A 20500-nucleotide genomic window follows, 5' to 3' on the forward strand; every position below is an offset into this window, starting at 1 on the left:
AGAGGGTTAATCCTTAACAGCAGGCGCAGGGGTGCTGACAGAGACAGGCTCTGCAGGCGTCAGCTGCTGCTCAAGGCGTTTCACTTTGCGTTCAGCCCGCGCGAGCTGCAAACGAACACGCAGCCAGAACAGCCCGCAGATGATCCAGCCGATAATAAACCCTGCACCGAAAAGTGTCGCCAGCAGTGTAGAGATACGATAGTCGCCCTGCGCCAGCAGGTAGTTAAACGTGACCTGTTGGTCGTTTTGCGCGCCCAGCGTGACGGAAACGACGAAAATCGCTAATACCAGTAAAAAAATAATCAGATATTTCACATGACATCCCGTATGTGTTTTGTGCGACCAATGTCCCGGCCTCGGCTCAACGCGCTATACGTTATCATTTCCACCCTTCGCGTGAAATGGTAAAGCGCCAGGACATTCTTTATAAATAGGGGCGTAACGGCGAAACTCAAGTCGCCGTCACTCTTCGGCGTCTCGCCGCGCAATTTCCACCTTCTCTTCCACAGGCGGCGTCAGTGGGCCGCACAGACGTTGCGCAAGCCAGACGGCAATGGTTACCAGCAGCCATGACAGCAGCGTCGCTACGACCAGATCGCGTGGCCAGTGCATACCCAGCAACATCCGGCTGCCCATGACACCAATGGCCCACGCGGTCAGGATAGCCAGCGTCCACGTGCGCCGACGCGGCCACAACAGACCAAACCCCAGCATTGCCCAGCTCGCCGCGAACATGGTATGCCCGGAAGGAAACGCGAACCCCGTCTCGTTCTGCCAGTGTTTGCGCAACCAGCCCGGAATATCCGTTTCATTCTGAAGCTGCGCTTTAACTAACGCGCCTCGTTCCTTACGTTTTAAATTGTAGAACTCGTCTACCGGGATGTTACGGTTTTTTTCAAGCCAGATAACAAACGGTCGCGGCTCCTGAACTTTATTTTTAATCAAGGACTTAGACCATTGCCCAGCGGTAATCACGAGCCCGAGAATAGCAAACAACATTAGCGCCGGCCGCAGGCGAAAGCGCAGACACCACAGGAACCAGCCGCACAGCAAAACGTGTGTGATAATGCCCCAGGGCTGCGTGACGGTCTCCGTTACCCAGAACAGCATTTTGAGCCACAGCGAACCGCCGCCCGGTTGCCACTCCCAGCCTGAAATCCAGACGGTCAGGGGCATAATAAGCAGCAGCGCGGCACCCACCGCGGTACGTTTTGCAATTGCCAGCATGTTCTCTCCTTTTTCCTGAAGTCTTTCAAGAATAACCGAAAATCGCGTCCGGCAGGATAGTTAGCTATTGATATGATTGTTCAACAGCGCACGTCATGGTGAGGCGAATCCCGGCGGGATGTGGCAAAATACACAGTAACAACAGAAAGCCAACAGACTGGCAGACGCCTGCGGGCGTCAGAATATCCGGAGAATCACATGCAGCTTAAACGTGTGGCAGAAGCCAAACTGCCAACCCCCTGGGGCGATTTCCTGATGGTAGGTTTTGAAGAACTGGCCACCGGACAGGATCATGTGGCCCTGGTTTTCGGCGATATTACCGGTGCTGATCCAGTACTCGCCCGCGTGCACTCAGAGTGTCTGACTGGTGATGCGCTGTTCAGCCTGCGCTGCGACTGCGGTTTCCAGCTTGAAGCGGCGTTGTCGCACATCGCCGAAGCCGGACGCGGCGTGCTGCTCTATCATCGCCAGGAAGGTCGTAATATCGGTCTGCTCAATAAAATTCGCGCCTATGCCTTACAGGATCAGGGCTACGACACGGTTGAAGCGAATCATCAGCTTGGTTTTGCGGCGGACGAGCGTGATTTCACGCTGTGCGCAGATATGTTCAAGCTGCTGGGCGTCGACGAAGTGCGCCTGCTGACCAACAACCCGCACAAAGTAGAGATTCTCACGGAAGCAGGCATTAACATTGTGGAGCGCGTCCCGCTGATTGTCGGGCGCAACCCAAATAATGCGCACTATCTCGATACTAAAGCCGCCAAAATGGGGCATCTGCTCTCCGGTAAATAACCGGTGCAATAGTGCAATAAAAAAGGCCTGCTGATGCAGGCCTTTTTATTTCTTAATTGCGCACGCCGTTAGCGCAGCATATTGCGGATCACATAATGCAGGATGCCGTCGTTACGGTAGTAGGTCATTTCATTGCCGGTGTCGATACGGCAACGGCACTCCAGAACGTCGCGACTCCCGTCGGCGCGCGTTAAGGTTACGGGTACGGTCGCGCCCGGGGTCAGGCTTTGCAAAGCACCGATATCGAGCGTCTCGTCACCCGTGAGCCCAAGTGTTTTACGCGTCACGCCCTGCGGAAACTCCAGCGGCAATATCCCCATCCCGATAAGGTTAGAGCGGTGAATACGCTCAAACGACTCGGCAATGACGACGCGAATGCCCAGCAATCGTGGACCTTTGGCCGCCCAGTCACGGCTTGAACCTGAGCCGTACTCTTTACCGGCAATGACCGCAAGCGGCGTGCCCTGCGCCTGGTAACGCATGGCGGCGTCATAAATCGACATCACCTCGTTGCCCGGAATAAGGCGCGTCATGCCGCCTTCGACGCCCGGCACCATCTCGTTGCGAATACGAATATTAGCGAACGTCCCGCGCATCATGACTTCATGGTTACCGCGTCGCGAGCCGTAGGAGTTGAAATCGCCTCTCTCAACACCATGACTTTGCAGGTAACGCCCGGCAGGGCTGTCTGCCTTAATGCTGCCTGCAGGTGAAATATGATCGGTGGTAACAGAATCGCCGAGCATCGCAAGAATACGCGCGCCATGGATATCCTGTACCGGTGCCGGTTCGGCCAGCATTTCATCAAAGAACGGTGAAAGGCGAATATAGGTTGAATCATTCTGCCAGTCATAGGTGTCGGAGGCTTCCACCTTAATAGAACGCCACTCCTCGCTGCCTTCGAAGACTTCCGCATACTCTTTACGGAACATATCGGTAGAGACTTCCTCTACCGCCTTCGCTATCTCCTGCCCGCTCGGCCAGATGTCTTTCAGGTAAACCGGATCGCCTTTGCGGTCGTGGCCGAGAGGATCGGTTGCGAGGTTGATATTCATATTACCCGCCAGCGCATACGCAACCACCAGCGGCGGTGACGCCAACCAGTTGGTCTTCACCAGCGGATGGATGCGGCCTTCAAAGTTACGGTTACCCGATAACACTGCGCCGACGGTTAGATCGCCCTTCTTGATAGCCTGCTCTATCGGCTCCGGTAGCGGGCCAGAGTTACCGATACAGGTCGTGCAGCCGTAGCCCACCAGATTGAAGCCAAGCTCATCCAGCCACGGGGTAAGTTTGGCATGGGCCAGATAGTCTGAGACCACTTTCGAGCCTGGCGCCAGGGATGCTTTGACCCATGGCTGGCGCTTGAGACCAAGCTTAACGGCTTTCTTCGCAAGCAAACCTGCGGCCATTAACACACTTGGGTTAGAGGTATTAGTGCACGAGGTGATCGCCGCAATGACCACGGCGCCGTCCGGCAATTCATACTGATGCCCGCTCAACACATAGCCGACGGAATGCAGATCATTTTTTGGCGAATTGACTTCAAGCTCGGTGCTGGCTGCGAAGGCTTTCGGCACATCGCCTAACCCGACACGGTCCTGCGGGCGTTTTGGCCCCGCGATACTCGCCTCGACCGTTCCCATATCCAGTTCGAGCGTGCTGGTGAAAACGGGTTCGTCCCCCGGGTTACGCCACATGCCCTGCGCTTTTGCGTACGTTTCTACCAGAGCGACCTGTTCTTCGCTGCGCCCACTCAGGCGCAAATAGCCGAGCGTGACATCATCAATCGGGAAGAAACCGCAGGTTGCGCCGTACTCCGGTGCCATGTTGGCAATGGTGGCGCGGTCGGCCAGCGGCAGCGAATCGAGGCCGTCGCCAAAAAATTCCACAAATTTGCCCACCACCCCATGTTTACGGAGCATCTGAGTAACGGTCAGTACCAGATCGGTTGCAGTAATGCCTTCGCTGAGTTTGCCGGTCAGACGAAAACCTACGACATCGGGGATAAGCATAGAAACCGGCTGGCCAAGCATTGCCGCTTCCGCTTCAATGCCACCCACGCCCCAGCCCAGCACGCCGAGACCGTTAATCATGGTGGTATGGGAATCGGTGCCGACGAGCGTATCGGGGTAGGCCACCATCGCGCCGTCCTGCATCTCACTCCAGACGGCTTTACCCAGATATTCAAGGTTCACCTGATGGCAAATGCCCGTACCGGGCGGCACAACGCTGAAGCGACTGAACGCCTGCTGGCCCCAGCGAAGAAAGGCATAACGTTCGTGGTTGCGCTCCATCTCAAGACGCACGTTTTCTTCAAACGCGTTATCGTCCCCGAAATGGTCGACGGTCACTGAGTGGTCGATAACCAGATCGACCGGTGAGAGCGGATTGACTTTAGACACATCCCCGCCAAGACGCTGCACGGCCTCACGCATGGCCGCGAGATCAACGACAGCCGGAACGCCGGTAAAGTCCTGCATTAACACGCGTGCAGGCCGGTAGGCAATTTCACGATCGGTATGGGCATGTTCAAGCCAGCCCGCAAGCGCCTGAATATCTTCAAGCGTTACGGTCTCACCATCCTGCCAGCGCAGCAGGTTCTCCAGTAACACTTTCAGTGATTTTGGTAACCGCGCGATATCACCCAGCTCCTGAGCAGCTTTTGGCAGGCTGTAGTAGTGATAGGTTTTATCCTGCGCCTGTAAAGTATCCTTGCTGGTTTCGCGTAGGGTCGACGACATAGCTCCTCCTTCAGTCCTGAGATAGCGATGCCCCGATTGTTATCAGGGTCTGTATTAAAGATAACACAAACATGTCGTAACGATTTGATAACAACCCAAATCGCTAAAAGTGGGGAAAAACAGAGGGGGAAAAGCAAAGCGCCCGGCGAAAGCCAGGCGCAGTGGAATCAGTGAGCAAGCATCCAGACAAGCTGACACCAGAACAGGGAGGAAACCATAAACGCGCCAATCCATGACCAGTATTTGAGTGTGAGCTGATTATTCATACCTATTACACCAATAATTTATACCGTTGATCATTCTGGCGAGGCCAGACTTGTTAGGATTGCTGTGTGTAATTTTTCTCGCTGCGTTAACAACAAGAAGAGATAAATTTAAGATAAATTAAATTCTTGTTTTTTATTATCTACGCCATTCAGCGATTATTGTTTTTGTGATCTTCTTCAGCAAATAAAGCGATAAAATCTTGTTGCTCTTTTGTAAGCTTCCAGCCCGCAGGAAGGGAGGCAAAACCTGCTTTTGGGCCGTTTTCATGCCTGTCATCAGATTGACATATTGGCGAATGGGTGAAAGCGTGCTGTTGTAAAGCCATGCTTAACCCCAAAATGTCCATACCATGAGCGCAATCCCAATCCAGAACAGGGCTGAGATGCCGAACACAGCCAGCCACGCTTTACGCTTAAGATCAGGATCTCTTTGCGATTCGTCGCTTTCTGATGGCATGGCTAACCTCGTACAATCGACATTGCTTATCATATGGTCACCAAACAATTGGCAGAAGTAATCATCAGTTGAGATAAATCCTAAAGCTAATCGCGTAAAAAATCCAGCGTATTTACGATCATTTTTGGAGGAAATATTCAATCTTTTGACGTGAAATAAATTATTGAAGTTCCGAATTTGCGCGCTCAGAGATTATTTCCTACTTTTGTCGTGACGAGACGACACCTTGCCCGCACTCTTAATATGGAGAAACAGGATTAATAGTTTCACTTAGTGCGAATGATTATGTTTTTAATTTGAATAAGGAAGGTAAAACAGGCGTACCTTTGAACCAGTCGAAAGGTACGCGAGGGAATTATTTGGCGGGTAATTTGATATCTTTAAACATTGCTTCAATATCTTCATTCGAGCGTAACGCTACGGCGGCGTCAACCACATCACGTGTCAGGTGTGGCGCGAAACGTTGAATGAAATCATACATATAACTGCGAAGGAATGTGCTGCGGCGAAAACCAATTTTGGTCGTGCTGTGGCTGAAAATATCATGCGCATCAAGGCGCACCAGATCCGGATCTGAGACTGGATCGACCGCCATGCTGGCAATGACCCCTACTCCGAGTCCCAACCGCACATACGTTTTAATCACATCCGCATCGGTCGCCGTGAAGACGATTCGTGGCGTTAAGCCTGCACGGTTAAAGGCGGTGTCGAGTTCTGAACGGCCCGTAAAGCCAAAGGTGTAAGTCACCAACGGATATTGCGCCAGTTCTTCGATATTGACGCTCTCTTTAGAGGCAAGCGGGTGATCGGGTGTCACCACAATCGAACGGTTCCAGTGATAACACGGCAGCATGACCAGGTCGTCATAAAGATGTAGCGCTTCAGTAGCGATAGCAAAATCCGCATTGCCTTTAGAAACCGCCTCGGCAATCTGTGTCGGTGAACCCTGATGCATATGCAGCGACACGCGCGGATAACGCTCGATAAAGCCTTTGATGACACCCGGAAGCGCGTATCGTGCCTGCGTGTGCGTTGTGGCGACATAAAGAGAGCCTTTATCCGGCCAGGTATGCTCACCCGCAACCGATTTTATGGCGTCCACTTTCGAGAGCACTTCGCGGGCAATACGGATAATTTCCTGACCTGCCGGCGTAACCTGTGTCAGATGCTTGCCGCTACGGGCGAAAATCTGAATTCCCAGCTCATCTTCCAGCATACGCACCTGCTTACTGATGCCAGGCTGGGAGGTATAGAGCCCTTCCGCCGTGGATGAGACATTCAGGTTATGGTTCACCACCTCAACGATATAGCGCAACTGCTGTAGTTTCATGACCGACCATCCAGAATCAGAGACGCCTGGAACACAGGCTTAAGACGATTTCATAATAAGAAAGGAAGATACTATAACCACTATATCATTTATAGCTTCTGTGTATAGGTCATCAAAAAAAATAGTAAGGTTGTTATAAAAGCAAAAAAGCCAGCATACGCTGGCTTTTTACTCTGACTACCGTCAGGTTTACTTTTTCCCTTCTGCCCACTTGCCATCGACGTAAAACGCAGACCAGCCGGTCGCTTTGCCCTCTTTCTCAGAGGCGACATACTGCTGTTTGGTTTTACGGCTAAAGCGCACCACGGCCGGGTTGCCTTCAGGATCCTGCGCTGGCGCATCAGCCAGGTAACGCAGTTTTTCCGGCAGGCGATCGCGAAAGCGTTGTAACTCTTCAACCAGCGGCGCACGGGTTTCGCGCGATTTCGGGAACGTGTTAGCGGCGAGGAATACACCCGCGGCGCCATCGCGCAGTACGAAGTACGCATCCGACTTCTCACACGGCAGTTCCGGCAGCGGCACCGGATCTTCCTTCGGCGGGGCTACTTCACCGTTACGCAGGATCTTACGGGTATTTTTGCACTCTTCATTGGTGCAAGCCATGTACTTGCCGAAACGCCCCATTTTCAGGTGCATTTCAGAGCCACACTTCTCACACTCAACGACCGGACCGTCGTAGCCTTTAATGCGGAACTCGCCCTCTTCGACTTCATAGCCGTCGCAGGTCGGGTTATTACCACACACATGCAGCTTGCGCTTCGGATCGATAAGGTAGCTGTCCATCGCGGTACCACATTTCTGGCAGCGACGTTTGGCGCGCAGCGCGTTGGTTTCCGCGTCGTCACCTTCCAGCACGTTCAGCACTTCGTTTTCCGGCACCAGGTTAATGGTGGTTTTGCAGCGCTCTTTCGGCGACAGCGCGTAACCCGAACACCCGAGGAACACACCGGTGCTCGCCGTACGTATCCCCATAGGACGACCGCAAGTCGGGCAATCGATACTGGTCAGCACCATCTGGTTCGGGCGCATGCCGCCTTCTTCCGGATCTTTTTCCGCCGTATCAAGCTGCTTGGTGAAATCGTCGAAGAACGTATCCAGCACCGCGCGCCACTCGGCTTCGTGGTTGGCTACCTGATCGAGCGAATCTTCCATCTGCGCGGTGAAGTCAAAGTTCATCAGATCCGGGAAGTTTTCTTCCAGGCGATCGGTGACGATTTCACCCATTTTTTCTGCATAGAAACGGCGATTTTCTACACGTACATAGCCCCTATCCTGGATTGTCGAAATGATAGAAGCATAGGTTGAAGGACGACCGATACCGCGTTTCTCAAGTTCTTTAACCAAAGACGCTTCGCTAAAGCGCGCAGGCGGTTTGGTGAAGTGTTGCGCAGGCGTCAGTTCAAGCAGAGAAAGTTTATCGCCCTGATTTACCGCCGGCAGCGTTCTGTCCTCATCACCTTTGCGCAGCGCAGGCATGACTTTCGTCCAGCCGTCAAAGCGCAGGATACGGCCACGCGCCTTCAGGCGGAAATCCCCCGCCGCAACGGTGAGCGTGGTGGAGTCATACTGTGCAGGCGTCATCTGACAGGCGACAAACTGGCGCCAGATCAGTTGATAGAGCTTCTGCGCGTCGTTTTCCATGTCTTTCAGAGATTCCGCCAGCACACTTACATCAGAAGGACGAATGGCTTCATGCGCTTCCTGGGAGTTCTCTTTGCTGGCGTACTGGTTCGGGTTTTCCGGCAGGTACTTCTTACCGAACTCCTCACCAATATAGCTACGCACCATGCTTACCGCATCCTGACTCAGGTTCGTGGAGTCAGTACGCATATAAGTAATATACCCTGCTTCATAAAGACGCTGGGCCATCATCATGGTTTTCTTAACGCCAAAGCCGAGACGGGTGCTGGCTGCCTGCTGAAGTGTAGAGGTAATAAAAGGCGCGCCAGGTTTGCTGCTGGTGGGTTTATCTTCCCGCTCGACAACCTGGTAGCTCGCCCCTTTTAACTGCGCGACTGCCGCTTCAGTATCCTGACGGTTTACCGGGCGGAACGGTTTATCTTTATGATGCGTGACCTGAACAGTGAGCTGATCGCTTTTCGGGGTCGACAGCAGCGCGTCCACTTCCCAGAACTCTTCCGGTACGAACGCTTTAATTTCGCGCTCGCGCTCAACCACCAGGCGAACGGCCACAGACTGTACGCGGCCTGCAGACAGACCGCGGGCGATTTTCTTCCACAGTAGCGGAGAAACCATATACCCCACGACGCGGTCCATAAAACGGCGCGCCTGCTGAGCATTCACACGATCGATGTTGAGCTCGCCCGGTTTATCAAAAGCCTGGCGAATGGCATTTTTGGTAATTTCATTAAAAACGACGCGGCTGTAACGCGTCTCGTCGCCGCCGATCACTTCCCGCAGGTGCCATGCAATGGCTTCCCCTTCGCGGTCAAGGTCGGTTGCGAGATAGATATGGTCGGCTTTTTCAGCAAGCGCTTGCAGCTCGGAGACCACTTTTTCTTTACCGGGTAGCACTTCATACTGGGCTTCCCAGTTGTGCCACGGGTCGACGCCCATACGGTTGACTAACGCGCCACGTTCATCTTTTTTGACTTTTTTAGCCGTCTTAGTCGAGGCGGATTCAGCGCTTTTTTTAGGGGCGGAGCCACTGGTCGGCAAATCACGGATGTGACCGACGCTGGATTTCACCACGTAGTCTTTACCGAGATATTTGTTGATCGTTTTGGCTTTTGCCGGGGACTCAACGATGACGAGAGCTTTACCCATATTCACCTTTACCTGATTTGATTCTTCCAGAATACGTCGCACGTTGATTCGCCTTCTCTGGCGACAAGCCTGGTATATTGAGGCCGTCGCAAAGCTTATCAACCCCTTAATCCATCACCCAACGCGGTTGCGCTATTGCAGGTGGCTGAGTTGTCAGGTTTTATCGTGCAAATGCGCTACAGCACGACGGAAGTTCGGTCGAATGTCAAGCAATTCTGTTGCCAGATTTGCGAAAGCGTCACACTCTACCTGATAAAATTCGTTACGCAACTTTATTAGCATGCAAAAGTGATAAACGCCACCAACGGCCCCGCCTGAAAAGCCCTTCCGGCAGCAGGGAAAATTTGCCCCTTATACCCGGCGGGGCGTACACTATTACCCTGTTTGTAAGGAGATGATTATGCAAGAGATAACTCAACCCATCGATCGTGCTTCCCTGCTGGCTCATGCCAATAAAATGATCCGTGAACATGAGGACTATATTGTCGGCATGGAGGCCACCGATGTTGAGCAAAAAAATGGCGTGCTCGTTTTCCGTGGCGAATATTTTATGGATGACCAGGGGTTGCCTACAGCTAAAACCACAGCAGTATTTAATATGTTTAAATACCTGGCGCACCAGCTCTCTGAAAAATACCATTTGCAACCCTGAAGCGAGTTGCATAACAGTACGGCCAATGTTTCTTTCATAAAAAAAGCGAGGTTTAACGCCTCGCTTTTTTCGTTTCAGAGCAGCGGCTTTTGCCCGCGCTGCCACCAGCGCAGTAGCAGACGATCCACGCTTTGCGCAGCGCTTCCTGTAAAGCGGTCCATTAACCGTTTACGCTGCATATAACGCAGGCTGACTACATCGCGGTCCTGCATACGGGAAATAATCAGGTCATCGCTGGTGCTGATGTCATCCACCAGCCCTTTTTCCTGGGCCTGCACCCCATACCAGTGTTCGCCAGTAGCAACCGCATCGATATCGAGCGAAGGACGCATGCTATGTACAAACGATTTAAAGAGCTGATGCGTCTCGTTGAGATCTTCGCGGAATTTCTCACGTCCTTCTTCGGTATTCTCACCAAGCAACGTCAGCGTGCGTTTATACTGCCCTGCTGTATGCAGTTCAATGTCAATATCATTACGCTTTAAGAGCCGGTTGAAGTTTGGGATCTGCGCCACGACACCGATGGAGCCGATAATCGAAAAAGGCGCAGCCACAATCTTATCTGCTACGCAGGCCATCATATACCCACCGCTGGCAGCCACTTTATCCACGGCGACGGTCAGTGGGATCTGACGCTCACGCAGCCGCTGTAATTGCGAGGCGGCAAGTCCATAACCGTGGACGACGCCACCCGGGCTTTCCAGACGAAGCAGCACTTCATCTTGCGGCTTCGCCACCGCGAGCACGGCTGTCACCTCTTCACGCAGCGCGCGAACTTCATGGGCATCAATACTGCCTTTGAAATCGAGGACATAAAGCGTGGGTTTTCCGGCTGGCACCGCGTCACCACGTTTAGCACGTGCTTTGGCCGCCTTTGCCTCAAGCTTGTTTTTCTTCTTCTGGCTTTTATGCCATTGCTTATGTTGATGAGGGTCGAGCAGCGCGGCGGCAACCTCTTCCTTCATTTCTTTATACTCTTCACCAAGCCTTGTTACGCGCAGTTCTCCGCGCTGGGCTTTCTTACGCTGCGTAAGATTAGCGATAAGCGCGATAACGATGGCAATGGCGATTACCACCGTGACGATTTTTGCTAAAAACAGTCCATACTCTGCAAATAAATTCACTTCTCCACCTTTTATTCAGGCATGACTCGGCCGTTAGTGTAACTGAGGCCCGCGCCCACGTCTTGTAGCAAAGCGAAACTGTGCGAGGCGTCTCGATGAAGATTTCTTTATTGATGAAACAGTTGCAAATAAAGCGCATCAGACACAACCGTCCCCCCGCCTGATTGAAATACACGTAAGATTAAGGCATAAAGCGTTTTTACCCGATGCGAAGCGAAACCCGGCCACGCGCCATTTCGCCCCCAGCAAGGAGTGACCTGTGCACTATCAACCGCAACGCGATCTGCTGCAAAATCGAATTATTCTCGTCACTGGCGCCAGCGACGGTATTGGCCGCGAGGCGGCGCTGACTTATGCGCGCTACGGCGCTCACGTGCTCCTGCTTGGCCGCAATGAAGAAAAATTGCGCGCTGTCGCTCATGAAATCAGCGCGGAAGGACTCGCTGAGGCGTACTGGTTCCTGCTGGATTACGCTACCGCCACGCCAGACGACTGCCAGCGCCTCGCGCAGGCGATTAGCGAACGCGTGCCACGCCTTGATGGCGTACTGCATAACGCGAGCATCCTGGGAGACATCGTGCCGATGGATAAACAACGTCCCGATGTGTGGAGCGAGGTCATGCAGGTGAACGTCAACGTCACGTTCTTTTTAACCCAGGCATTGCTGCCGCTGCTGCTGCAATCGGAAGCCGGATCGCTGGTATTTACGACATCCAGCGTGGGTCGTCAGGGCCGGGCGAACTGGGGCGCTTACGCCGTCTCGAAGTTTGCGACGGAAGGTATGATGCAGGTTCTCGCCGAAGAGTATCAAAGCCGTCATCTGCGCGTGAATTGCATCAATCCTGGCGGTACGCGCACCAAAATGCGTGCCAGCGCCTTTCCGACAGAAGATCCAGATAAACTGAAAACCCCCGCCGATCTTATGCCGCTTTACCTGTGGCTGATGGGCGATGACAGCCGCCGCAAAACCGGCATAAGTTTTGACGCCCAGCCGGGCCGCAAACCGGGGATCGCCGAATGAGTGATGAACGTTACCAGCAGCGCCAGCAGCGTGTAAAAGAGAAAGTCGAGGCGCGCGTCGCCGCAGCCCAGGAAGAGCGCGGCATCCTTATCGTCTTTACCGGCAACGGGAAAGGTAAAACAACCGCCGCATTCGGTACCGCGACCCGCGCTGTCGGTCATGGTAGAAAAGCTGCCGTAGTACAATTTATTAAAGGCGAGTGGCCGAACGGCGAACGCAACTTGCTGGAGCCTCACGGGGTAGAGTTCCAGGTCATGGCGACTGGTTTTACGTGGGACACGCAAAACCGTGAAAGCGACACCGCCGCCTGTCAGGCAGTGTGGCAGCACGGTAAACGCATGCTGGCGGACGCCTCGCTCGATCTCGTGATTCTGGATGAGCTGACCTATATGGTGGCGTATGACTATCTGGCGCTGGATGAGGTGTTGACAGCCCTGCGTGAACGTCCGGCACATCAAACAGTCATCATTACGGGCCGTGGCTGCCATCGCGATATTCTGGATATGGCCGACACCGTGAGCGAACTGCGCCCGGTGAAACATGCGTTTGACGCTGGCATCAAAGCACAAATCGGCATCGACTATTAACGGCCATAAAAAAACGCCCTCATCTGAGGGCGTTTTTGTTAGTTTCCGCGACCGCCGCCGCCAGAGCGACGATTGCCGCTGTTCGGCCGACCGTTGCCAGAAGGGCGTGCAGCGCCGCCTGTGCGAGCACTGCTGCCCGGGCGAGCAGAACCACCGGTGCGAGATGTCCCGCCTGCGCGGGTGTTTTCAGTCGGGCGCGCGCTGCCTGCCGGACGTGCGGCACCTGTCTGACGTGCAGGGCCAGCCTGGCGCGTACCGCCGGTAGCCTGACTGTGGCGCTTAACAGCGCGACGAATCTGGTTGGCCTTCATACGACGGCGATCTTTTTCAACCGCCACTTTACTTGCGGTTTCAGGCGTCAAGCCCACCAGCTCGCGCAGGTAGTTAGTCTGGGCCAGATCAAGCTCGGTCCAGCCGCCACGCGGCAGGCCTTTCGGCAGCGGGATATCGCCGTAGCGCACGCGGATAAGACGACTGACCTGCACGCCGACGGCTTCCCAAAGACGACGCACTTCACGGTTGCGCCCTTCGGTCAGCGTCACGTTATACCACTGGTTAATACCTTCGCCGCCGCTAAAACGGATGGTTTTAAACGCCGCCGGGCCATCTTCAAGCTGTACGCCGCGAGCAAGATCGCGCAATTTGGCTTCGTCCACCTGGCCGAAGACGCGCACCGCATATTCGCGCTCCACTTCCTGGCTTGGGTGCATCAGGCGGTTCGCCAGTTCACCATCGGTGGTGAACAGCAGCAGACCACAGGTGTTGACATCAAGGCGACCGACTGCAATCCAGCGCGCACCGCGCAGTTTCGGCAGACGATCAAAAACGGTTGGGCGGCCTTCCGGATCGCTGCGCGTGCATAGCTCGCCTTCCGGTTTGTAATAGGCCAGGACGCGGCAGATTTGCTCAACGGACTCTTTAACCGAGATCAGGTGGCCATCAATACGGATTTTCAGGGCGGGCGTAACATCAACGCGATCGCCTAAGGTGGCGATTTTGCCATCGACACTGACGCGACCGGCTTCGATCATGGCTTCAATTTCACGGCGGGAGCCATGACCGGCTCGCGCCAGCACTTTCTGTAACTTTTCGCTCATGGAGCTTCCTTCAGGTGTCGCCTTCCCAGGCGTCGAACAGGATAACCGGGATGGGGCGCGCCAGGTTCCGGCCGCCCCCCGATTTCAGGCCGCGTAGTATAGCGGTAAGCACTCTCACAGGAAAGGCTTAACATCCCCTACGCCCTCGCGCAGTACAACCGGCGCATCGTCAGTCAGATCAACCACCGTGGTCGGCTGCTGGCCGAGATAACCGCCGTGGATAATCAGGTCTACCTGTTTTTCCAGGCGATCTTTGATTTCATCCGGGTCGGACTCGGTAAATTCACTGCCCGGCAGCATCAGCGAGGTAGAAAGCATCGGCTCGTCGAGCGCTTCAAGCAGTGCGAGCGCGATAGGATTCGACGGCACGCGAAGCCCGATAGTCTTACGCTTCTCCTGCAACAGACGGCGCGGCACCTCTTTGGTGCCTTTAAGAATAAAGGTGTAATTACCCGGCGTGTTGTTTTTGATAAGACGGAACGCCACGTTATCCACATACGAATAAGTCGACAGCTCAGACAGATCGCGACACATCAGCGTAAAGTTATGGCCATCCGGCAGGTCACGGATGCGGCAGATGCGCTCCATAGCCCCTTTATCTTCAAGCTTACAGCCGAGCGCGTAGCCGGAATCGGTCGGATAGACAATGACGCCGCCCTTACGCACAATTTCCACCGCCTGTTTGATAAGACGCGGCTGTGGGTTGTCCGGGTGGATATAGAAAAATTGACTCATACTGCCCCCTCTTTACTCAGTTCCGGCGACCAGCGTTGCCAGACGGGCGTTAACCCTTCCGGCAGCCACAGCCTGCGCCCCAGTTCAATCCAGGGGCACGGCTGATGGAAATCCGATCCCTGCGACGCCAGCAGCCCATACTGTCCGGCGTAGCTTGCAAGCTGACTGCGCTCATTGGGCGCCTGCTGGCACTGGGCCACTTCCATGGCATCGCCGCCCGCCTGTGCGAAAACGTTCAGCAGGCGTTTGAGCCATTTGGCGCTCAGTTGATAACGCCCCGGATGGGCGACAACCGCCAGTCCGCCAGAATGATGAATTACATCAATAGCTTGTTCTATTGTACACCACTGGGGAGGAACATAACCGGTTTTCCCTCGCGCCAGATAATGTTTGAACACATCCGCCATATTATTCGCGCGCCCGTCTTCAATCAAAAAACGTGCGAAATGCCCGCGCGTAACCATACCGCCAGCCGCCAGCCGACGCGCGCCTTCCAGCGCGCCGGGAATGCGCGCTTTCTCCAGCCGTTCGGCGATCATTTCGGCTCGCTGCGTGCGGCGCTGCGCCTGCGCCTCCAGAAACGCCACCATTTCTGGGTGCGTAATATCTATCCCCAGACCGACGATATGGATTTCATGGTTTTCCCAGAGCGTGGAAATTTCAACGCCGTCGATGAGTCTTAGCGCAAGCCCGGCGCGGGCTATCTCCTGATGCGCGGCAGGCAGCCCGGCGGTCGTGTCATGATCGGTTATCGCGAGCGTATGAATGCCCATGTCGACCGCGCGATGCACCAATGCCGCCGGTGAAAGCAGGCCGTCCGAGGCGGTTGTGTGGCTGTGCAGGTCGTAAATAATCGCTGATTCAGGTTCGCTCAAAACGGCTCCAGTGGCTAAGGTCTTTTATATCGTCTTGCTCATCATAACGGTTTGTGGAAATTATCAAAAATCAGTGTTGACATTCCCGCCATGAACCAGTTAACTAGTACGCAAGTTCACACGAAGAAGGTATCTGAAAAATGACGCATTATTTCTCTCTGCATGGCTGGTGGCGTACCTCCTGATCCCGGGCGGTATCTTTACCTGTGCGCAAGCAATCAGATACCCGGCCCGCTCAGTGCGGGCTTTTTTTTGAACACAAAACAGAGATGCAGACCATGCAAACAGAAAAACCGGCACTCGAACTGCTTACCTGCGATGGCCTTTATCGCGAAAACCCGACCGCACTCTTCCACCAGTTGTGCGGCGCGCGTCCGGCAACGTTATTGCTGGAGTCGGCGGATATCGACAGCAAAGACGATCTGAAAAGCTTGCTGCTGGTTGATAGCGCCCTGCGCATTACCGCATATGGTGACACTGTCACTATTGACGCACTGAGCGCTAACGGCGCATCGCTTCTGGCACTGCTTGATAACACCCTGCCGGAGACAATTACGGTTGAAGCCCGCCCGCAGAGCCGCACGCTGCGCTTCCCGCCGGTGAGTGCACTGCTGGATGAAGACGCACGCCTGTGTTCATTATCGGTGTTTGACGCCTTCCGGCTGTTACAGAATCTGGTCACGCTGCCACAGGACGAGCGCGAAGCGATGTTCTTTGGTGGGCTGTTCGCCTATGACCTGGTCGCCGGTTTTGAAGCCTTACCTCCGCTTTCACACAATAACAGCTGCCCGGATTACTGCTTTTACCTTGCGGAAACGCTGCTGGTTATCGATCACCAGACGCGCACCACCCGCATTCAGGCGAGCCTGTTTACGCCAGATGAAGCGGAACGTGCGCGACTTTGCGAACGTCTTGCCCGCATCCAGCTTCAGTTGCAGGAGCTGCCCGCGCCGCTGCCGGTCGATTCCGTGCCGCAAATGCGCTGCGAGTGCAGCCAGAGCGATGAAGAGTTCGGCGCGGTCGTGCGCGAGATGCAAAAAGCGATTCGCGCAGGCGAGATTTTCCAGGTCGTGCCGTCACGCCGCTTCAGCCTGCCCTGCCCGTCGCCGCTCGCGGCTTATGACACGCTGAAGAAGAGCAACCCGAGCCCGTACATGTTCTTTATGCAGGACAGCGAATTCGCGCTTTTCGGGGCCTCGCCGGAAAGCTCGCTTAAATATGACGCAGACTCGCGCCAGATTGAGATCTACCCGATTGCCGGTACGCGCCCGCGCGGGCGTCGCGCAGACGGGTCGCTCGACCGCGATCTCGACAGCCGCATCGAACTTGACATGCGCACCGACCATAAAGAGCTGTCTGAACATCTGATGCTGGTGGATCTGGCGCGTAACGATCTGGCACGGATTTGTACGCCAGGCAGCCGTTACGTCGCAGATTTAACCAAAGTGGATCGTTATTCCTTTGTGATGCATCTGGTTTCCCGCGTGGTGGGTGAACTGCGCCACGATCTCGACGTTCTGCATGCCTATCGCGCTTGCATGAACATGGGCACGCTGAGCGGCGCGCCGAAAGTCCGTGCGATGCAGCTTATCGCCGAGGCAGAAGGTCAGCGGCGCGGGAGCTACGGCGGCGCAGTGGGTTACTTTACCGGCCACGGCGATCTCGATACCTGCATTGTTATCCGCTCCGCGTGGGTAGAGAACGGCATCGCCACGGTGCAGGCTGGCGCGGGCGTAGTGCTTGACTCCGTCCCGCAATCCGAAGCTGACGAAACCCGTAATAAAGCCCGCGCGGTACTGCGCGCCATCGCCGCTGCCCATCACGCACAGGAGACTTTCTGATGGCCGACATTCTGCTGCTCGATAATATTGACTCCTTTACTTACAACCTGGCAGACCAGCTGCGCGCGAACGGCCATAACGTGGTGATTTACCGCAACCATATTCCGGCCCAGACGCTGATTGAGCGTCTCGCGACCATGCACAACCCGGTGCTGATGCTCTCGCCAGGCCCGGGCGCGCCGTCTGAGGCGGGCTGTATGCCGGAGTTGCTGACACGCCTGCGTGGCAAACTGCCAATCATTGGTATCTGTCTCGGCCACCAGGCGATTGTGGAAGCCTATGGCGGCTATGTGGGCCAGGCGGGTGAAATTCTGCATGGCAAAGCCTCCAGCATCGAACATGACGGTCAGGCGATGTTCAGCGGGCTGATGAATCCATTGCCGGTGGCACGCTACCACTCGCTGGTCGGCAGCGATATTCCCGCAGGGCTTACCGTCAACGCGCATTTCAACGGTATGGTGATGGCGGTTCGCCATGATGCCGACCGCGTGTGCGGCTTTCAGTTTCACCCCGAATCGATTCTTACCACCCAGGGTGCCCGCCTGCTGGAGCAGACGCTCGCCTGGGCGCAGACCCGCGCCGAGCAGCAAAACAGCGTGCAGCCGATCCTTGAGAAACTCTACCAGGCGGAAGTGTTAACCCTGGAGGAGAGCCACCAGCTCTTTAGCGCTGTAGTGCGCGGCGAACTGAAGCCGGAACAACTGGCGGCCGCGCTGGTCAGCATGAAAGTGCGTGGCGAGCATCCGGTGGAAATTGCCGGCGCCGCGAGCGCTCTCCTGGAGAATGCCGCGCCCTTCCCGCGCCCGGATTATGCATTTGCCGATATCGTGGGTACCGGCGGCGACGGCAGCAATAGCATTAATATTTCAACCGCCAGCGCGTTTGTGGCCGCCGCCGTAGGGCTGAAAGTCGCCAAACATGGCAACCGTAGCGTCTCAAGCCGCTCGGGTTCCTCCGATCTGCTTGCCGCCTTTGGGATTAACCTTGAGATGAACGCCGATGCCTCGCGCAAGGCGCTGGATGAACTGGGCGTTTGCTTTTTGTTCGCGCCGAAATACCACACCGGCTTTCGCCATGCTATGCCGGTGCGCCAGCAGCTGAAAACCCGCACGCTGTTTAACGTACTCGGACCGTTGATCAACCCGGCGCATCCGCCGCTGGCGCTGATTGGCGTCTACAGTCCTGAGCTGGTGCTGCCGATTGCTGAAACCCTGCGTGTACTCGGTTACCAACGCGCGGCGGTCGTGCACAGCGGCGGCATGGATGAAGTGTCGCTGCATGCACCGACGCAGGTGGCGGAGCTGCGTGAGGGCGAGATAGTCAGCTATCAGTTAACCGCCTCTGACTTCGGTCTTGAGCCTTATGCGCAGGCCGATCTGGCGGGCGGCACGCCGGAAGAAAACCGTGACATTCTGAGCCGCCTGTTACAAGGTAAAGGCGAGCGCGCTCACGAGGCCGCCGTGGCCGCCAATGTCGCGATGCTGATGCGTCTGCACGGCAAAGAGGATTTACAGGCCAATGTGCGCAATGTGCTTGAGGTGCTGCGCAGCGGCGCCGCTTATGACCGCGTAACCGCACTGGCAGCGAGAGGATAAAAGATGGAAACCGTTTTAGCGAAAATCGTCGCCGATAAAGCGCGCTGGGTGGAAGCCCGTAAGGCACAGCAGCCGCTGGCGAGTTTTCAGAATGATGTCGTGCCAGCCGGCCGCCGCTTTTATGATGCGCTGCATGGCGCCCGCACTGCGTTTATCCTGGAGTGCAAAAAAGCGTCGCCATCCAAAGGCGTGATCCGCGACGATTTCGACCCGGCGCGTATCGCGCAGGTATATAAGCATCACGCCTCGGCCATATCGGTGCTCACGGACGAGAAATATTTCCAGGGCAGCTTTGATTTCCTGCCTGTCGTGAGCGCCATTGCTCCCCAGCCGGTGCTCTGCAAAGACTTTATTATCGACCCTTATCAGATTTACCTGGCGCGCTTTTACCAGGCAGACGCCTGCCTGCTGATGCTTTCGGTGCTGGATGATGACCAGTATCGCCAGCTGGCGGCAGTGGCCCATAGCCTCAGCATGGGCGTGCTGACGGAAGTCAGCAATGAAGAAGAACTGGAGCGCGCCATTCGTCTGGAAGCAAAAGTGGTGGGTATCAATAACCGCGACCTGCGCGATCTCTCTATTGACCTTAATCGCACCCGCGAACTGGCGCCGCGGCTTGGCGCTGGCGTGACGGTAATCAGCGAATCCGGCATTCATACCTATGGTCAGGTCCGTGAGTTGAGTCGTTTCGCTAATGGCTTTCTGATTGGCTCCGCGCTGATGGAGCATGACGATTTAGACCTGGCCGTTCGTCAGGTGCTGCTTGGCGAAAACAAAGTGTGCGGACTGACCCGCGCACAAGATGCGCAGCGCGCTTTTGAAGCGGGTGCCGTTTTCGGCGGGCTGATTTTCGTCCCCTCGTCGCCCCGCGCCATTAACGATGACCAAGCCCGTGCGGTGATTGCCGCCGCCCCGCTGCGCTATGTCGGGGTGTTCCGCGATGCGCCACTTGAGGACGTCGTCGCCAAAGCAAAGGGGTTGTCACTGGCCGCCGTCCAGCTTCATGGCGACGAAGACCAGACCTATATCAGCGCCCTTCGCGCCAGCCTGCCGGAAACGACGGGTATCTGGAAAGCGCAAAGCGTCAGCCATGTGCTCCCAACCCGCAATCTTCAGTATGTTGACCGTTACGTGCTGGATAACGGCCAGGGCGGGAGCGGCGCGCGTTTCGACTGGTCGCTACTGGAAGGCGAGACGCTTGATAACGTCATGCTGGCGGGTGGACTCGGCGCAGATAACTGCGTGCAGGCCGCACAGCTTGGCTGCGCGGGACTTGATTTTAACTCCGGAGTGGAGAGCGCACCGGGCATAAAAGACAGCGAAAAACTGGCGGCGGTCTTCAGAACCCTGCGGGCTTACTAAAGGAAAAA

Annotated in this window: 19 protein-coding genes, 1 pseudogene and 1 other annotated feature; of the genes and pseudogenes, 8 read left to right on the forward strand and 12 right to left on the reverse strand. The window is 55.4% G+C overall.

Annotation, left to right across the window (positions count from 1 at the left end; translation table 11 throughout):
• Nucleotides 1-6: 6 nt before the first annotated feature.
• Nucleotides 7-315: a LapA family protein gene (locus tag AFK62_RS10570; protein ID WP_007681384.1), complete on the reverse strand. Its 309-nt coding sequence runs from the start codon at nt 313-315 to the stop codon at nt 7-9.
• A gap of 147 nt (nt 316-462) precedes the next feature.
• Nucleotides 463-1227 carry a phosphatidylglycerophosphatase B gene (gene pgpB, locus AFK62_RS10575; RefSeq protein WP_053531897.1) on the reverse strand — a complete coding sequence of 255 codons (765 nt, stop codon included), beginning with the start codon at nt 1225-1227 and terminating at the stop codon, nt 463-465.
• 198 nt (nt 1228-1425) lie between these two features.
• Between pgpB and ribA the strand changes: the two genes are divergently transcribed.
• Nucleotides 1426-2019 carry a GTP cyclohydrolase II gene (gene ribA / locus AFK62_RS10580; RefSeq protein WP_007681380.1) on the forward strand — a complete coding sequence of 198 codons (594 nt, stop codon included), beginning with the start codon at nt 1426-1428 and terminating at the stop codon, nt 2017-2019.
• Nucleotides 2020-2087: 68 nt separating this feature from the next.
• On the opposite strand, the gene acnA is transcribed toward ribA, so the two are convergent.
• From acnA to topA, 6 genes are all read right to left on the reverse strand, one after another.
• On the reverse strand, nt 2088-4763 hold the full coding sequence (gene acnA, locus AFK62_RS10585; RefSeq protein ID WP_007681378.1) for an aconitate hydratase AcnA: 2676 nt from the start codon (nt 4761-4763) through the stop codon (nt 2088-2090).
• A 167-nt stretch (nt 4764-4930) separates the two neighbouring features.
• A complete protein-coding gene (gene ymiC / locus AFK62_RS22840; protein ID WP_226991955.1) occupies nt 4931-5029 on the reverse strand; it encodes a small membrane protein YmiC in 99 nt (32 codons plus the stop codon).
• A 149-nt stretch (nt 5030-5178) separates the two neighbouring features.
• Nucleotides 5179-5355, reverse strand: a complete 177-nt coding sequence (locus AFK62_RS22455; RefSeq protein WP_007681376.1) for a hypothetical protein — start codon at nt 5353-5355, stop codon at nt 5179-5181.
• A gap of 2 nt (nt 5356-5357) precedes the next feature.
• Nucleotides 5358-5486 (reverse strand): YmiA family putative membrane protein, encoded by a 129-nt coding sequence (locus tag AFK62_RS21175; RefSeq protein WP_007681371.1) that lies wholly within the window; start codon nt 5484-5486, stop codon nt 5358-5360.
• 355 nt (nt 5487-5841) lie between these two features.
• Nucleotides 5842-6816: an HTH-type transcriptional regulator CysB gene (gene cysB, locus AFK62_RS10590; protein WP_004387670.1), complete on the reverse strand. Its 975-nt coding sequence runs from the start codon at nt 6814-6816 to the stop codon at nt 5842-5844.
• 189 nt (nt 6817-7005) lie between these two features.
• Nucleotides 7006-9603, reverse strand: a complete 2598-nt coding sequence (gene topA, locus AFK62_RS10595; RefSeq protein ID WP_032984924.1) for a type I DNA topoisomerase — start codon at nt 9601-9603, stop codon at nt 7006-7008.
• Between the two features lie 400 nt (nt 9604-10003).
• Here topA and AFK62_RS10600 point away from each other — a divergent pair, with 400 nt between their 5' ends.
• Nucleotides 10004-10255: a YciN family protein gene (locus AFK62_RS10600; RefSeq protein ID WP_007681366.1), complete on the forward strand. Its 252-nt coding sequence runs from the start codon at nt 10004-10006 to the stop codon at nt 10253-10255.
• 74 nt (nt 10256-10329) lie between these two features.
• On the opposite strand, the gene sohB is transcribed toward AFK62_RS10600, so the two are convergent.
• Nucleotides 10330-11379: a protease SohB gene (sohB, locus tag AFK62_RS10605; RefSeq protein WP_007681364.1), complete on the reverse strand. Its 1050-nt coding sequence runs from the start codon at nt 11377-11379 to the stop codon at nt 10330-10332.
• A 259-nt stretch (nt 11380-11638) separates the two neighbouring features.
• Between sohB and AFK62_RS10610 the strand changes: the two genes are divergently transcribed.
• Together AFK62_RS10610 and cobO are read left to right on the forward strand one after the other, a co-directional pair.
• Nucleotides 11639-12400 (forward strand): YciK family oxidoreductase, encoded by a 762-nt coding sequence (locus AFK62_RS10610; protein ID WP_007681363.1) that lies wholly within the window; start codon nt 11639-11641, stop codon nt 12398-12400.
• A complete protein-coding gene (gene cobO / locus AFK62_RS10615; RefSeq protein ID WP_007681361.1) occupies nt 12397-12987 on the forward strand; it encodes a cob(I)yrinic acid a,c-diamide adenosyltransferase in 591 nt (196 codons plus the stop codon). Before AFK62_RS10610 ends, cobO begins: the two co-directional genes overlap by 4 nt.
• A 239-nt stretch (nt 12988-13226) precedes the next feature.
• Here the strand turns inward: cobO and rluB are convergent.
• The 3 genes and pseudogenes from rluB to rnm all read right to left on the reverse strand — a co-directional run.
• Nucleotides 13227-14084, reverse strand: a pseudogene (rluB, locus tag AFK62_RS10620) (23S rRNA pseudouridine(2605) synthase RluB); the annotation flags it as partial.
• Between the two features lie 114 nt (nt 14085-14198).
• A complete protein-coding gene (locus tag AFK62_RS10625; RefSeq protein ID WP_007681357.1) occupies nt 14199-14819 on the reverse strand; it encodes an L-threonylcarbamoyladenylate synthase in 621 nt (206 codons plus the stop codon).
• Nucleotides 14816-15694, reverse strand: a complete 879-nt coding sequence (gene rnm, locus AFK62_RS10630) for an RNase RNM (protein ID WP_007681354.1) — start codon at nt 15692-15694, stop codon at nt 14816-14818. The genes AFK62_RS10625 and rnm overlap by 4 nt, the downstream gene beginning before the upstream one ends.
• 140 nt (nt 15695-15834) lie before the next feature.
• Here rnm and trpL point away from each other — a divergent pair, with 140 nt between their 5' ends.
• The 4 genes from trpL to trpCF all read left to right on the forward strand — a co-directional run bounded on the left by trpL (nt 15835) and on the right by trpCF (nt 20492).
• On the forward strand, nt 15835-15879 hold the full coding sequence (gene trpL / locus AFK62_RS23080) for a trp operon leader peptide (RefSeq protein ID WP_071884429.1): 45 nt from the start codon (nt 15835-15837) through the stop codon (nt 15877-15879).
• Nucleotides 15856-15948 (forward strand) — a sequence feature (Trp leader region). It overlaps the preceding gene by 24 nt.
• 24 nt (nt 15949-15972) lie before the next feature.
• Complete coding sequence (locus AFK62_RS10635) at nt 15973-17535, forward strand: anthranilate synthase component 1 (RefSeq protein WP_053532115.1); 1563 nt, start codon at nt 15973-15975, stop codon at nt 17533-17535.
• Nucleotides 17535-19130, forward strand: coding sequence for a bifunctional anthranilate synthase glutamate amidotransferase component TrpG/anthranilate phosphoribosyltransferase TrpD (gene trpD / locus AFK62_RS10640; protein WP_007681349.1), 1596 nt, complete (start codon nt 17535-17537; stop codon nt 19128-19130). Before AFK62_RS10635 ends, trpD begins: the two co-directional genes overlap by 1 nt.
• A 3-nt stretch (nt 19131-19133) precedes the next feature.
• Complete coding sequence (gene trpCF / locus AFK62_RS10645) at nt 19134-20492, forward strand: bifunctional indole-3-glycerol-phosphate synthase TrpC/phosphoribosylanthranilate isomerase TrpF (protein ID WP_007681348.1); 1359 nt, start codon at nt 19134-19136, stop codon at nt 20490-20492.
• The last annotated feature ends 8 nt before the right edge of the window (nt 20493-20500 follow it).

Origin of the sequence: Cronobacter condimenti 1330, from assembly GCF_001277255.1 — a bacterium.
In the GTDB taxonomy this organism is placed as follows: Bacteria; Pseudomonadota; Gammaproteobacteria; order Enterobacterales; family Enterobacteriaceae; genus Cronobacter; species Cronobacter condimenti.